Below are 15,283 nucleotides of genomic sequence, written 5' to 3'. Positions count from 1 at the left end.
GACAACTGCCCCTCAGATAGGGTGAGAGGTGCAAATTACCAGAGGGGTTCCGCGGTCGATTGCAAAGAACTGTGAAGAGCGTGCCGCGTTTGAAGTCCATGACCTTGCGCAGTCGGCCAGGTTCTGCTGCGACACCTAAACCGCGCACCCTTTCGTCCCAACTGTCTGTAGTCATTTGCTGACCTGAATTTCAGGAATGTCTGATAGCCATAGTTCTTCCGTTCCTTCATTCTTGGAGGGAGCCGGGGTACATATTGCTTCAAAGCAGTCGCTAAGAGAAAGAAGGCGATTCTGAACTCTGCAAGCAAATCTGATGAAAGATCAGGCCAATACGCAATGGGAGTATGAAAAAAGCATTGAGATCCTCTCATGAAATATAGCTATATCGAAAAAATTGATCGCGTTTCACTTGATCGATATATCAAATCTGCCTCCCGTTATTATGTGGGCGCCTTTGCTGCGATTACGATCGTTGCGCTCATTATCTATGCTGCCATGCAGCTTGTCCTTGATCGACATTCTGTGCAGCAAAATGTCAGTTTTCTCACCAGCAATCAATTCATTAAATTCCAGCAACTGGCCAATACGGCGCGCGCTCTAATGCGTGCATCTGCAGACGAAGCTATTCCAAGCAAAGTGCTTGATAAGCTAACCGAAGAGATGCACCATGAAATCATAGAACTCAGCGATATTAATGCGCAATTGCTTATTCTTCATCGCCGTCTTGACGAGAATTCCGCGCCCAGTGATCTTGATCTTCGTCTTCAAACTTTTCTAGAGCGGGCAGAGCGGCTGGCCGATATTGACCATATCAGTCGTGGTCGTCGTTACGCCTTTTGGGGCCCCATTGATTTTGCCACTGCGTCGGATGGTTTCATCATGCGTAGCTTCCAGGAGCAGATTCAAAAATCCTTTTCCATGAGCGAGGCGAGTATCGGCACGGCAAAGAGTATCAGCGCATTGCTGATTTTGTCGCCTTTGGTTGCACTATTCATTGTGGGTGTTTTTGTCTTAATGCCATTACTCAAGAAACTGCGGGAAGAGTATGAGAGAAAAAAGGTATTTGAACAAGAATTATCAATTCGTGCACACAGGGATGAACTAACTAACCTACCCAACCGCATGTCGTTCAATCAAATGTTTGATCGACTCGTCAAGCTTAAAGAAGCAGATGAAGAATATTTAAAAAGTGACTCGTTCGTTCTTCTTTTGATTGATCTCGATCATTTTAAGTCGGTTAACGACATATTTGGGCATCAGACCGGAGATGCGTTGCTGGTCGAAGCTGCAAAGCGAATCTCTTCAGCTTTGGAGGGCGGATCCTTCGCCGCGCGCTTGGGGGGGGACGAATTTGCGATTTTATTGCCCAATCTTTCCAACCCCGCCGAAGCTGAAGAGGTTGCCTTGCGGATACGCAAAAACCTGTCGAAGCCTTTTACTACCGAGGGACACACGCTTCGTATATCAGGCAGTATTGGTGGTGCCATGTTCCCTGACCACGGTACGAGCGCAGGGAATATTATTCGGTGTGCCGATCTTGCACTCTATGCTGCAAAAACAAAGCGCAACAACGTGATCATCTTCAATGAAGAAATGATGGCGGACCGTCTGGCAGAAAGTGAGCTTCGAACCGCGTTGTTTAAGGCTGTCGAGAATGAAGATCTCGTTGTTTATTATCAGCCCAAGATTAATATTCAAAATAACCAATTGGCGTTTGAAGCGCTGGTACGGTGGCCTCACCCAGAATTTGGAATTCTATCGCCGGGACGTTTTTTGCATCTCTTCAATACCGGGTCATCAATTACATCAATGACCGAGTGTGTCGTCAATCAGGTAGCCCAAGACATCCGACGCTGGCGTGATAAGGGTTTATCTCCTGGAAGTGTGGCAATCAATATGCCCGAAGCTATTTTGATTTCCGGAATGGCCTTTGACATGCTGGCCCATGCAGTGAAGCGTCACGCACTCGAGTGGAGTGATTTTTCGATTGAAATTACGGAAGATGTTTTTATGAGTAAATATACAGAACAAATTTCGGCAACCGTCATTAAATTACGCGAACTTGGAGTATCAATAGCGCTTGACGATTTTGGGACTGGTTTTGCATCTTTAACCAATCTGCGAGATTTTCCATTTGATGATATCAAGATTGATCGGAGTTTTATTTCTAATATAGGAGTCGATGAAAAATCAGAACAAATTATTAAATCCATGATTGATCTCGCCAGAAACCTGGGAAATAGCAGTATTGCTGAGGGCGTGGAGACTGAGGCGCAGTTGCTGTTTTTGCAACAAGCAGGGTGCAATATTGTGCAAGGATATTTTTTCGCACAACCGCAACCATTTGAAACTGTAACGCGTGGGTTGGAGCTAGGCGAATTTCCATATGATTCGTTTGATCCAGCACAACATCGAAATCGGATCACTGCATGCAGTGATTCAATGTAATTCCATAAAAGCTTCTACTAAAAGAGTTGATAATGACAAGAAACATATATTATTTCCTCTCACAATGCATGGCCTTGTTGCTCCCATTGTCCCTAATATCATTCGTGCACGCTGAATCACCTTCAGCACCTACCAGCAGCGTAATTCAACCCAGCATAGAGGTGACGCATTTCTGGATTTCACGAAGTGAAAGTAATGCCCTTGACGTATATCGCAGCGCTTGGAAGAACCTTGGCGGCAAATGGATCGATACCCCGACCAAGGATAAGCAAGCCGAATTGAAGATGGTCTCAGATCGGATTGCCAATGGCTATCCCCCTACTGTCATGCAATGGCATGCGAATGAGGGTAGCAAGGAGCTGCCGGCGATGGGCATCATCCAGGATATCGAAGAGGTCGCAACCGCCGATCGTTGGCGAGATTTCCTGCCTCAAATTGTGCTTAATCAGATAAGCTACAAAGGACATATTTATTTTGCGCCGACCAATATTCATGCGGAAAACTGGATATGGACCAACACAAAGATATTTGACAAACTAAAACTTCCCTCCCCGACAAGTTGGGACAGTATTCTGGATAGCGCCGCAAAAATCAAAGCCGCCGGTCATACCCCCATTGCACTTGGATCTGGCACATGGGAGATTTCTCTCATCTTCAATGACATTGTTTATTCTGTTTATGGCCCTGGTGGCTATGCACGCCTGATGGCCGCGGGTGACCCGAGTTTCGCTATGCGCCCAGAGATGTTGAAAGCGCTTGGTATTTTGCGACGTCTCAGCGCTTTTGTTCCCACTGAGCGGACCGGTAAGTCTTGGGCCGACGCGGCACTCTCTGTTGGTCGGGGGAAGGCTGGAATGCAGTTCATGGGCGACTATGCCAAGGGCGAACTAACTGCCGCTGGCCTTGTCGTTGACAAGGATTACCGTTGCACGTTGGCACCGGGGACAGAGTCGGTGTATTTTGTCGTAGTTGACGCTTTTGCCTTTCCGTCCACCAACAACGACCAAGATCGTCAATCCCAGCTTCGCTTTGCGCGCCAGGTCATGAATGTCGACAATCAACTCGCCTTCAACCGTTCCAAGGGTTCGATTCCGGTGCGGACCGATATTCAACGCAAAACTCTGGATGCTTGCGGAAAAATCGGTTTGGATTTGATTTCGCGTCCAAACACCCAAGTTTCCGCTCAATCCATGATCATGCCATCGCAAATGTCCCAAGGGTGGATCGATATCGTTGCAGATTTTTTCAATGATCCAAAGGTCACACCCGAGAGTGCTCAGCGTCAGTTAGCGGATGTTTTGTCGCGCAAATGACCTAAGGAAGGTCGGCAAATTGGCGGACGTTTGCCGTGAGACCATGCTGATATCCACCACTTGCAACTGTGGCGGATATCAACAACCGGACGATGGAAGAGAAGCCGCAGAACTGCCGATTCAACGGCGGTTTTGCAGACCCCCCTAGGCGAGTTGCTAACCGGGAATGCGTACTTCGATGCGCACGCCCTTCCCGGGGGTGGTGCTGATAGAAAATTCTCCGCCAAGTAATTCGATGCGTTCCTTCATACCAAGCAATCCGAATGACTTACCCCGGTTCACCGATGGATCAAATCCTTGGCCGTCATCGCTTATTTCGAGCCAGCAGCGAGAGTTGTCTTGCACGATGGCAATGTCTACAGTGGTAGCTTGCGCATGGCGGGCAACGTTGGTCAGTGCTTCTTGCACGACGCGGTACATTGCGATCAATGCCTCTTTGGTCAAGGAGCGGAAAGGCGTGGGCAGGGTGACATTGCAGACCAGTCCTGTCGTAGTTCGGAATTGTTCGGCCAAGCTGTCCAATGCCTCGCCGATGCCCATGTCGAGCACTGGCGGGCGAAGCGAAGCCGCAACATTGCGCACCACCTGGATGGTTTCGTATGCGTTGGATGTCAATACCTCCAAGCGTTCGGCCAACCATGCATTCTCGTTTCCCATGCGATAGAGAATCGTACTGAGTCCGAGGTGCAGGGCGGTCAAGTGTTGGCCGAGTTCATCGTGAAGTTCATGGGCAATGCGCTTGCGCTCCTGTTCCCGGTCGGTTTCCCGGTGGGAGCTCAATGCCTGAAGTTGGGTGTAGGACTCATGCAGACGCCGCTCAGCTTCCTTGCGCTCGCTGATGTCGCGAGCAAGGGAAAGCGCCAGGTCGCGATCTTCGAAGCGGATGGCACTGGTGGTGATCTCGACGGGAAAAATCGTGCCGTCGCGTCGGCGGTGCCTGGTCTCGAAAGTAACTGCACCCTCCGCCAAGGCCTGTGCCCAGACCGAGGCACACACTTCCGGTGAATAGTCGGGATCAATCGCCGTCAGATCCATGCGGCACAATTCCTCGGCACCGTAGCCATGCGCCCGGCATGCTTCCTGGTTGACATAGTAGAAACGACCATTCCCGTCCATCAAGTAAGCTGCTTCGCGTACATGGTCAAGGGCGAAACTCATGAGGCTCAATTGCCGGTTGCTTTCCTGCAGTTCGGCGGTACGCCGGGTCACTAGCTCTTCCAGTTCTGCCCGATACCGACGCAATTCCTCATTCTGGGCCGTGACCTGCAACTGGCTGCGTCGCAGATTGATGTGGGTCGCGACGCGGGCCAACAGTTCTTCGCGCCGGTAGGGTTTGGTGAAGTAATCAACCGCGCCGAGCTCGTATCCGCGGAGTTTGTCGTCGGTCTCGGTCCGTGCGCTGAAGAAGATGACTGGAACATCCCGCGTTTCTGGTCGTGCCTTGAGCTGTCGGTAAACCTCGAATCCGTCCATGTCCGGCATACGGATGTCGAGCAACACAAGGTCGGGCGGCTGATGGGCGGCCGATCGCAGGGCCAGTGTTCCGCTGATCGCGGAACGGACCGAATAGCCAGCCCCCTTCAAGAGATCGGAAAGAACCTTGAGCGATGCTTCGGTATCGTCGACCGCGAGAATGCTTCCCTTGTTCTGCATCGTGTTTCCCCTATTCAGGCGGGTTCTTCCCCGAGCGCGTTCAGTATCGATTGATAGTCGAAGTGCTCTGCGAGGTCAGACAAGGTCCGGGCCAAGGATGGGGTAACGGTCTCGATACGGGGAATGAGGGCCGCAATGCGTTCGCCGTCCAGAGCCAAGGCTGCATCGCCGAGTTCCTTGCGGAGATCGGGTGGCAAGGTGGCAAGCATGTCCGGAGTGAGCCTTGCGGCGGGCTGTATCGGCATGGGCTGGTCGGCCATCTGCCATTCGAGACTGAGCAGGCCGCCGATAGTTTTCAGCAACGCTTCCAACTGCACGGGTTTGCCGAGAAAGGCATCACAAGCCTCGGTAAATGCCTGTTTGCGCTCGCCGTCAGTGACCGTCGCCGACACGCCAACGATGCGCAGGGCGTCGAACTTGGTTTGGCGCCGCAGTTCGCGGGCCGTTTCGATACCGTCCAGACCCGGCATGACTAGGTCGAGCAACAAGAGGTCGGGGGGCGACTCCTCGGCCAGGCGTATGGCTTCCCTGCCCGAGCTTGCCGTTCTCACGTCGAAACCGAACGGAACGAGAATGTCGGACAGCAACACGACATTGATGGGGTTGTCATCCACCACCAGAATATGTTTACGCGCGCCAAGATAACCGCGGATTTTTTGATGGTTCGGTGCGGAGGTCGTTTTGCCGATAAGGGCCGTGGGCAGCAAGGCATGGAAGCGAAATACGCTGCCCAAGCCAAGGCGGCTGGTTGCCGTCACGTTTCCATCCATCAGTGCAGCCAGACGGCGGCAGATCGCCAGACCCAGGCCCGCGCCTTCGCCCCGCTGAGCTTCGGTTGCCAGTTGCGTGAAGGGTTCGAAGATCGCCTCCAGTTTGTCTCCGGGCATACCGGTTCCCGTGTCTTCCACTTCACAGACAAGTGTGCCGCCGTTGTGTGCGGAGTAACGGGCACGCAGAGTGATACTGCCAGTGGGGGTGAATTTGACAGCATTGGCCAGGAGATTGAGCAGGACTTGCCGGATCCGGATTTCATCGCCCAGTACCCAAGTTGGAAGCGATGGGTCCGGCTCAAGGTGCAGGCCTAGGCCTTTCTGAATCGCCCGGGGGCGCGTGATGTCGATGACCTGCTCCAGCAGCTTGCTTAGTGAAAAGGGAGCGGGGGTGATCTCCATCTTTTGCGCTTCGATCTTGCTGAGGTCTAGGATGTCGCCAATCAGGGTCAGCAGGTGCTCGCCACTGGCATGCATGACCCCGAGCTGCCGCAGCTGTTGTCTTGTCATGTTGTCTTCCCGGGACAGTATCTGCGTATAGCCGAGGATTGCGTTGAGCGGCGTGCGCAGCTCGTGGCTCATGTTGGACAAAAACACGCTTTTTGCGCTGTTGGCAGTTTCGGCGGCATCCTTGGCCTTGCGGATAGTCAGTTCCGCCACGATGGCGTCGATCACCAGCTTGCGCGTTGTCCAGCCGTATAGCTGGCACATGATGAAAAGGCCGATGGCCATGATGCCGAAGGGAAGGGGAACGGTTGTTCCGAAAAGGCCCGACAGGATCGTCGGCGCGAGCATCCCAAAGGTGAATATGGCCAGACAGCCCCGGTGCGCGGCCAGCGCCTGTGTGGAAGCAATGGCAACGACACCGATGGCAACCAGTTGCAGAGCCAAGGTAAAGGGGGCGTCTGTCAAGCCGGGGAGCAGGATGACGCTTCCCCAGACGCTGCCGCTGATCGCCTGGCTGACCATGAGAAAGCCCGTGAGGCGTCGGCGCTGGGCGGGTTGTTCGTACGATTTTTGCAGGAAGAAACTGATCGCCGCATTGGTCATTTCCGCTGCCACCACCACGGCCAGCCATGTCCACAGAAAATCGTGGCGAATCACATCCTTCAAAAACAGTGCTTGTGGCCCGTACCCGAGAAATGAAAACAAACCGGATGCCATCTCTTGCTTGCCCAAGCGTCGGGCAAGGTCTTTTTCGACCGTTTCCCGGTTCTCGTCCAAGATGGTTGACAGCGGTACCTGCGCGCTAGGGCTTTCCATGGTGGGGTTGCTTTCGCTATCTTGATGGTGGGATTCCGGTGCTTCTGGCGTGCTTGTGCCATTGCCCTACTGGATTATTGCCGTTGCGGAGTGGGATTGTGCAATTGCAAATAAGAAAAGTTGTCGGTCTGTGCGTAAAGAAATCCCTACATGCGATTGCTGAATCCCTACAGAACAAACAAGATTGCCTGATAGGCGGCATCCTGAATCTGGGCCATTCTTCCTCCACTGTTCTTCGTTTCAAGGCGAACGGATTTTGATAGCGGGGAAAATCAATGTCGGTGTCGGCAGAAAAAAATAAGTCCGTGCCCCATCACAACAATGGTGTGTTGGCGGGTGTGGTGGTCTTGCAGGATAGGGAGTTCGCTCAGTTCAGTGACATGATGTACCGCATTGCCGGAATCAACATGGCGCCGACCAAGAAGCCGCTGGTTTCTAGTCGCCTAGCCAGGCGACTGAAACATTACAACCTGGGCAGTTATGCCGACTACTTCCGGTTGATCAACTCTCCTCAGGGAAAAGACGAATTGCAAATGGCGGTGGACATGCTGACCACCAACGAGACGCACTTCTTTCGCGAGCCCAAGCATTTTGATTTTTTGCGCCAGCGCATCCTTCCTGAGCGCCGCAAAGGCACGAGTTTTCGTGTGTGGAGCGCAGCGTGCTCCAGTGGCGAGGAGCCCTACAGCGTTGCTATGGTTCTCGACGAGCTGTTGGGAAACCAGCCCTGGGAGGTGGTGGCGTCGGACATCAGTACCCGTATTCTGGACAAGGCTCGTAGCGGTTTGTTCAGTCTGGATCGTTTGCCTGAGATCCCCAAACCGTACCTGAGCCGCCATTGCCTGAAGGGAGTCGGCGAATATGACGGCACCTTGTTGATTGATAAAACCTTGCGCGAGCGGGTTCGCTTCATGCTGCACAACCTGACGGACGCACCTGTAAAGCTTGGTGAGTTCGATGTGATATTGCTGCGCAACGTGATGATTTATTTTGATCAGGAAACCAAACAAAAGGTGGTGAGGAATCTGTTACCGCTGCTTCGCCCTGGGGGGTATTTTCTGATAGGTCATTCAGAAAGTCTGAATGGGGTTACCTCCGAAGTCAAACCCATTGCCCCGGCGATATACAGAAAGCCTGATTGATGCACAAGCCGGTGCACACCGTCGATATCTGTCTGCAACCGGGCGATGTATTTTTTGGGGGGCGTGACACACGCATACGAACCTTGTTGGGCTCTTGCGTGGCCATCACGATGTGGCATCCGGGCATGCTGGCCGGCGGCATGTGCCACTACATGCTGCCACGCGTTTCGCGTGAAAGACAGCATGTGCTGGATGGCCGCTACGCCGATGAAGCCATGGAGTTGATGTTGTGCGAGATACGCGAAGCCTACACCGCGCCCATGGAATACCAGGTCAAGCTTTTTGGTGGCGGGCATATGTTTTCTGCGCACCAGGCCGCAGGCGTAGATCATGTGGGCAAGAAAAATGTGGAGATGGCGCGCGTGTTAATGAAGCGCCATGGCTTTTCGACGCACGCTGAACACTTAGGGGGAGCGGGATATCGCAACCTGATGTTTGACATGTGGAATGGTCACGTCTGGATGTGCCACCAACCACCGGTGCTTGGCGACGTTTCAAAAGGTGCGCTATGCGAGCAGTGAAGGTGTTGATCGTCGATGATTCTGCCGTGGTGCGCCAGGTGCTGACAGCCACGCTGAGCCAGGACCCGGGAATCGAAGTGATTGGGGCTGCGTCCGACCCGGTGTTTGCTATGGAGCGCATGCGCGTTCGGTGGCCGGATGTGATTGTGTTGGATGTGGAGATGCCGCGCATGGACGGCATCACCTTTCTAAAAAAACTCATGGCCGAGCATCCCACACCCGTGGTGATTTGCTCCACGCTGACCGAAAAGGGCGCGGCAACAACTATGCACGCACTGGCTGCCGGGGCGGTCAGCATCGTCACCAAGCCCACGCTGGGTCTCAAGCAGTTCTTGCAGGACAGTTCTAATGATCTGATCAGCGCGGTGAAGGCCGCGGCGCGCTCCAATGTGCGCCGTTTGGTCCCGGCCGGTGTGCAGCAAACCGTTCCACCCAAGCTGTCGGCCGACGCGGTGCTCCCTGCATTCACCCACGCCATGGCGGAAACCACAGATCGGGTGGTGGCTATTGGCACCTCCACCGGCGGCACCCAGGCGCTAGAAGGCGTGCTCACCATGCTGCCGCGCGTGTGCCCAGGGATCGTGATCGTTCAGCATATGCCGGAAAAATTCACAGAGGCCTTTGCCAACCGGCTCGATAGCTTATGCAAGCTCGAAGTGCGTGAAGCAAAAAGTGGCGACCGTGTCATACCGGGGCGGGCGCTGATTGCACCCGGGGGACGCCACATGTTGCTCAAGCGCAGTGGCGCCCAGTACCACGTGGAGATCGTCGATGGCCCACCGGTGAGCCGCCACCGTCCCTCTGTTGACGTGCTGTTTCGCTCCGTGGCCAAGTGCGCGGGCCGCAATGCACTGGGCGTCATCATGACGGGCATGGGGGACGATGGCGCTCGTGGGCTGAAGGAACTACATGACACCGGCGCCCGAACGCTGGCCCAGGATGAAGAGACCTGCGTGGTGTACGGCATGCCCAAGGAGGCGGTGAAACTCGGGGCTGTGGATCGGGTGTTGCCGTTGGATGACATCCCCGCGGAGATTCTTCGGGCGCTGCAGGGCGCGCGCTAATGGGCCATTCGCTCACACAGTCCGCTTGGGCCGACAAGTCCGCCAGAGGACGTCTGTTTACGGATGTGTTCGAGTTCAGCTCGGACCCCTTGGTCGTTGTTGATCTGCGGGGCACGATTATTGAAGCCAACGCAGCCATGGCCAAGATGACAGGGGTTTCGTGTGCCCAGCTGCTGGGAAGCGAGTTTGTTCTTTATTTTTCTCAGCCTGAACTGGTTCTGCTGATTCTTCAGCGGGTATTGCTGGAGCGGGAAGTGCGCGACAACGCTTGGAAAGTCGTAAATGCAAGTGGTGGCGTGACTGATATTGTTTGCAATGCAACGCAATTTTGCGACGTAACGGGTGACGTGCAAGGTATCTTTTTTGTGTTGCGCGACGCAACGGACCTGCGGCAATACGAATCGCAGATGCTGTTTCAGGCCAGCTACGATGCCTTGACCGCATTGCCAAACCGCAGATTCTTCTGTGAACAGCTAGAGCGGGCTATTGCGCAGCGCCGTGATCAGGTGTTGGGCATTTTGTTCATTGATCTCGACAACTTCAAGGATATCAACGACACATTGGGGCACGCCATGGGGGATGAGGTGCTCAAAGCCGTGGCTTGGCAACTGACGTCCTCAATGGGCGCATCTGACATCGCGGCTCGTATGGGGGCGGATGGATTTTCCGTGCTGATTGGGGACGGCGGTAGCCCAACGGCAATCAACCAGCGGGTGGAAGCGCTGTTGAGTGAAATAGCCCGACCGCGCGTCATTGAAGGCCACGAAGTCATTGTGAGTTGCAGCATTGGCGTCACGATCCACTCCTTCAATCAAGGTGATGGCAATGCACTGCTACGTAACGCCGAGGCGGCCATGTACCGAGCGAAAGACGCCGGAAGGAATAGAGCCCAGTGGTTCACCCCCGAAATGGATTCATCCATACAACGGCGCGTTGATCTCAGTAGTCGCTTGCGCAGCGCTTTCAAAAAATCGGAGTTCGCCTTGCATTTTCAGCCACGCGTGTCGCTAGGCAATGGGCAAGTGACGGGGGTTGAGGCGTTGATCCGCTGGTGTGCGGAGGATGTGGGGCAGATTTCTCCCGCCGATTTCATCCCCATAGCCGAACGCAACGGCATGATTCTGCCCATAGGGGAGTGGGTATTGTTTGAGGCGTGCCGTCAGGCACGGCAGTGGCAGGAAGAGGGCAACGTCGCGGTCAATGTGGCGGTCAATCTATCGGCTCGCCAACTGCGTGATGCTGACATCGTCAAGCTGGTTGTTCGTGTACTGGAGGAAACTGGCTTGCCCGCCCATTTGCTTGAACTCGAGCTGACCGAGAGCATGTTGGTGCATGATGCGGCGCGGGTTTTACAAGCGTTGGAGGCATTGAAGGAGATTGGAGTCCGCCTCTCCATTGATGATTTTGGAACTGGCTATTCGTCGCTCAGTTACCTCAAGACTTTTCCACTGGACTATCTCAAAATAGATAGGTCCTTTGTGGTGGACTTACCAGACGATTTGAATGGCGGCGCCATTGTTCGAGCCATTATTGACATGGCGCATACATTGGGAATGAAGGTGATTGCAGAAGGTGTGGAAACACGTGCGCAACTGGATTTTTTGCTGGCACACGATTGTGATGAGATGCAGGGCTATTACTTCAGCAAACCATTGCCGCAAGATGAACTGAAAGAGTTGTTGAGAGGAAAACGAAAACTGGATTCCTGAGTTAGCTCTAGCCTTTCTCCTGGTTGAGGCCATCAATTTCAGTTCTGATCTTTTGAAGACTTGTTATAGGCTTATCCTGTCAAGATGAGCACCATAGAACTACAATCTGCAGCGTTCATTTTTATAAAAAAGTAGTTTGCCGCGAAGGATTTACATACGAATCGATGTGCGCTTTCCCAGTCTCATCACGATTTATCGACCACAAATCTGTTTGGGTGAACTTGATGCATGTGAAACCTACGAAGTTGTTGAAAGCGGGTGTTTATTCGGTGCGCGCAAACAACATCTGCCCGACGTTGGTGCAAGCGTTGGTTGGTTGGTTGGCGTTGTGTTGGTGCCTTGGCCTGCCAACTGCGGTATGGGCAGAAAGAACCGGCGTACGCGTGGTCGAACTCGCCCAGCTGCATGAGGCGGAGGCCACGCAACGAGAAATTGATGCGTTGACGCAACGCGGTGCGCAACAGACCGCGGAGCTGCGCCAACGCGAACTCCTGCAGCGCTGGTTATGGACACTGTTCGGAAACGGTGCTCTTGTTTGTGCCGGAGGCGCGTATTTCTTGCTCCATCTGCGACGTTCCAATCGCAAGCTGAAGATACTGAATGAGAAAGTGCGGCGCTCTCAGAACAAGCTACAGGCTACCCTGGACGCGATGCCGGACTTGTTGTTCGAGCTGGGGCTGGATGGCCGTTACTACAGCGTTCACCCCCCCCGCTCCAGTTTGCTGGTTGCGCCGCCTGAAGATCTCATCGGAAAAACGGTGTTTGACGTCATGTCCGCTGAGTCGGCGGAGGTCTGCATGTCAGCACTGCGCGAGGCTCACGAAACCGGCACGTCGTTTGGCAAACAGTTGGAACTGAAACTCCCGCACGGAACGTTTTGGTTTGAACTCTCGGTCGCTCGTAAAAATGTCGTTGCGGGGCGGGAGCCACGCTTCATAGGTCTTTCTCGGGACATTACCGAGCGCAAGCGCATGGAGCAGGCGTTGAGCGAACGGGAGCAGCGTTACAGAGGAATTTTCGACAATGTTCTGGATACGCTCTATTTACTCGAAGTGACGCCCGACGGGCGTTTTCGCAATCTTGAAGTTAATCGCGCATTTGAGAAATCGTCAGGTATATCCAACACAGAACTCGTCGGAAAATTCGTCGAAGAAGCGGTGCCACCAGAAACGGCCCGGCTCGTTATTGGTAAATACCGCAGATGCATTGCGGCCGGCATCGCGATCGACGAGGAGTTAGCGCTCGATATGCCCAGTGGGCTGCGCCACTACCATTCAACCCTTATTCCTGTGCGTGATGACAGCGGTCGCATTCACCGCATTGTGGGGATCTCGCGCGATATTACCGAACGCAAGCAGATGGAGCTTCGCATTGAGGAGTCGCAGCATTTGCTGCGTCAGTTGGCGGCACGCAATGAGGTTGCGCGTGAGGATGAGCGTCGGCATCTCAAGCGGGAGTTGCACGATGAATTGGGGCAGTACTTGTTGGCGCTGCGCTTGGGTATTTCGGTGGTGGACTTGGAGTTCGGGGCGAGCAATGTGTCTCTGCGGGAAAAGACGCTGCGCTTGGTTGATATGGTGGATTCCACTATCAAAGTGGTGCGCGACGTCGTGACTTCTTTGCGGCCAGCGGCGCTGGACATGGGGATCGTGTCGGCTCTGGAGTGGTTGGCCGGCGACTATGTTGAGCGAACCGGTATCCAGTGTGAACTGCATTTACGCGAGGACGATATCCATTTGGATGACGTGCGTGCAACGGCGATTTTTCGAATCGTCCAAGAATCGCTTACCAACATTGTGCGGCACGCGCAAGCGACTCAAGTGAATATCACGTTGGAGCAAAAAAGCGAGTGCGTCTGGTTAGAAGTGCGGGACAATGGCATAGGATTTGATCCTACCCTGCGCCAGGAAAAATCCTTTGGGCTGGTTGGTATCCGGGAGCGGGCGCTACTCTTGGGAGGGAAGGTGGAGATATCTGGTACACCGGGCTGGGTAACAGTCCGTTTGGAATTTCCTATTCACCATCAGTCAATGAATGCGGTAGAGACATGATACGGGTATTGATAGCTGATGACCACGCCATCGTGCGTGAGGGGTTGAAGCAACTGTTTGCATTGGACGTCGATGTCGTAGTGGCGGGTGAGGCGACCGATGGTGCTCAGGTATTGGAGGTTTTGCGTAGAGAGCGCTTTGACGTGGTGCTGCTCGACATGACCATGCCTGGAGTAAGCGGGGTGAATCTAATTAACCGTATCTGTGCGCAGGACGGAGCTCCTCCCATTCTGGTTCTCAGTATGCACAACGAACTGCAGGTTGCTCGGCGTGCGCTCAATGCGGGAGCGTCGGGTTATCTGACCAAGGACAGTCGGCCCGAAATCTTGATTGCGGCCATTTGCAAGGTGGCGGCCGGCGGGCGCTTCATTGATCCCAGTCTGGCTGAACAAATGGTGTTCGAGGTGGGGAGTTCTGCGCAACGCCCGCCACATGAGCTTCTTTCGGACCGTGAATTTCATATTCTGCGGCTGTTGGTTCGGGGCATGAGCGTTAACGACGTCGCCGAAGAGCTGGCTATTAGTAACAAGACCGTCAGCACCCACAAGGCACGGCTGATGCTGAAAATGAACTTTCAGAATAACTCTGAGCTGGTGCGTTATGCCGTTGCGCATGGCCTGATTGAGTAAATCCCTACAGACAATCAAGATCGCCTGACAGCGCAATGGCTTGATTGCCGGTACGCTCTCGGTATATGCAGTATCGAGTTGACAATGATCCGGTTGCTGGTCGCTGACGATCATGCCCTCATGCGAGAGGGTGTGAAACAGATAGTTGCCCTGAGTGACGACGTGGTGGTTGCGGCAGAAGCCGAGAATGGCGCTCGGGTCATGGAGCTTCTGCGCGAGGGAGAGTTCGACTTGATGCTGCTCGATCTCACCATGCCCGACGTCAGCGGCGTAGACCTGATTTGCTGGGTGCAAGCTAAATTTCCGGCACTACCCATTCTGGTGCTGAGCATGCATAACGAACCAGCAGTCGTCGTGCGTGTGCTGCGGGCCGGCGCAACCGGCTACCTGACCAAGGACAACGATCCGCGAGACCTGATGGCCGCCATCCGAAAGACTGCTACTGGGGGGCAGTATATTGACCCTAAACTGGCTGAGCACATTGTGTTTGCGGGGAGCACCGATGGCCAGGGGCCCCGTCACCAAAGACTGACTGATCGCGAGCTTCATATCCTGCGGCTGTGGAGTCGTGGCAGAAGTATCAATAACATCGCGGAGGAATTGGCCATTAGCAACAAGACGGTCAGTACCCACAAAGCGCGTCTCATGGAAAAAATGGGCATTCACAGCAATGCCGAGCTGGTGCGCTACGCACTCGCTCATGGTCTTGTGGAGTAGCCC

At 54.0% G+C, this 15,283-nt stretch carries 11 protein-coding genes; 9 read left to right on the top strand and 2 right to left on the bottom strand.

Annotated elements, in window-relative coordinates; genetic code table 11:
* Positions 1–369: 369 nt before the first annotated feature.
* Together AC1DZ5_RS19090 and AC1DZ5_RS19085 are read left to right on the top strand one after the other, a co-directional pair.
* Positions 370–2,448, top strand: a complete 2,079-nt coding sequence (locus AC1DZ5_RS19090; protein ID WP_477891970.1) for a putative bifunctional diguanylate cyclase/phosphodiesterase — start codon at positions 370–372, stop codon at positions 2,446–2,448.
* A 68-nt stretch (positions 2,449–2,516) separates the two neighbouring features.
* On the top strand, positions 2,517–3,761 hold the full coding sequence (locus AC1DZ5_RS19085) for an ABC transporter substrate-binding protein (protein WP_477891968.1): 1,245 nt from the start codon (positions 2,517–2,519) through the stop codon (positions 3,759–3,761).
* 156 nt (positions 3,762–3,917) lie between these two features.
* Here AC1DZ5_RS19085 and AC1DZ5_RS19080 read toward each other — a convergent pair whose 3' ends face one another.
* Together AC1DZ5_RS19080 and AC1DZ5_RS19075 are read right to left on the bottom strand one after the other, a co-directional pair.
* Positions 3,918–5,414: a hybrid sensor histidine kinase/response regulator gene (locus AC1DZ5_RS19080; RefSeq protein WP_477891966.1), complete on the bottom strand. Its 1,497-nt coding sequence runs from the start codon at positions 5,412–5,414 to the stop codon at positions 3,918–3,920.
* Positions 5,415–5,428: 14 nt separating this feature from the next.
* The gene (locus AC1DZ5_RS19075; protein ID WP_477891964.1) at positions 5,429–7,447 is read right to left on the bottom strand and encodes an ATP-binding protein; all 2,019 of its coding nucleotides are present in this window, start codon (positions 7,445–7,447) and stop codon (positions 5,429–5,431) included.
* A 275-nt stretch (positions 7,448–7,722) separates the two neighbouring features.
* Between AC1DZ5_RS19075 and AC1DZ5_RS19070 the strand changes: the two genes are divergently transcribed.
* The 7 genes from AC1DZ5_RS19070 (at position 7,723) to AC1DZ5_RS19040 (ending at position 15,280) form a co-directional block, all read left to right on the top strand.
* Positions 7,723–8,589, top strand: coding sequence for a CheR family methyltransferase (locus AC1DZ5_RS19070; protein WP_477891962.1), 867 nt, complete (start codon positions 7,723–7,725; stop codon positions 8,587–8,589).
* Positions 8,589–9,110: a chemotaxis protein CheD gene (locus AC1DZ5_RS19065; protein WP_477891960.1), complete on the top strand. Its 522-nt coding sequence runs from the start codon at positions 8,589–8,591 to the stop codon at positions 9,108–9,110. The genes AC1DZ5_RS19070 and AC1DZ5_RS19065 overlap by 1 nt, the downstream gene beginning before the upstream one ends.
* Entirely contained in the window at positions 9,098–10,174 is a 1,077-nt protein-coding gene (locus tag AC1DZ5_RS19060; RefSeq protein WP_477891958.1) for a protein-glutamate methylesterase/protein-glutamine glutaminase, read from the top strand. Before AC1DZ5_RS19065 ends, AC1DZ5_RS19060 begins: the two co-directional genes overlap by 13 nt.
* Complete coding sequence (locus tag AC1DZ5_RS19055) at positions 10,174–11,883, top strand: putative bifunctional diguanylate cyclase/phosphodiesterase (RefSeq protein WP_477891956.1); 1,710 nt, start codon at positions 10,174–10,176, stop codon at positions 11,881–11,883. Before AC1DZ5_RS19060 ends, AC1DZ5_RS19055 begins: the two co-directional genes overlap by 1 nt.
* A gap of 224 nt (positions 11,884–12,107) precedes the next feature.
* Positions 12,108–13,934, top strand: a complete 1,827-nt coding sequence (locus AC1DZ5_RS19050; protein ID WP_477891954.1) for a PAS domain-containing sensor histidine kinase — start codon at positions 12,108–12,110, stop codon at positions 13,932–13,934.
* Entirely contained in the window at positions 13,931–14,563 is a 633-nt protein-coding gene (locus AC1DZ5_RS19045) for a response regulator (protein ID WP_310346302.1), read from the top strand. The genes AC1DZ5_RS19050 and AC1DZ5_RS19045 overlap by 4 nt, the downstream gene beginning before the upstream one ends.
* A gap of 84 nt (positions 14,564–14,647) precedes the next feature.
* Positions 14,648–15,280 carry a response regulator gene (locus AC1DZ5_RS19040; protein WP_477891952.1) on the top strand — a complete coding sequence of 211 codons (633 nt, stop codon included), beginning with the start codon at positions 14,648–14,650 and terminating at the stop codon, positions 15,278–15,280.
* Positions 15,281–15,283 lie beyond the last annotated feature (3 nt).

It is taken from the genome of Rhodoferax sp. P1_F3 (assembly GCF_056405715.1).
Note: the sequence above shows the minus strand (reverse complement) of the source record. Positions and strands in the feature narration are given on the sequence as shown.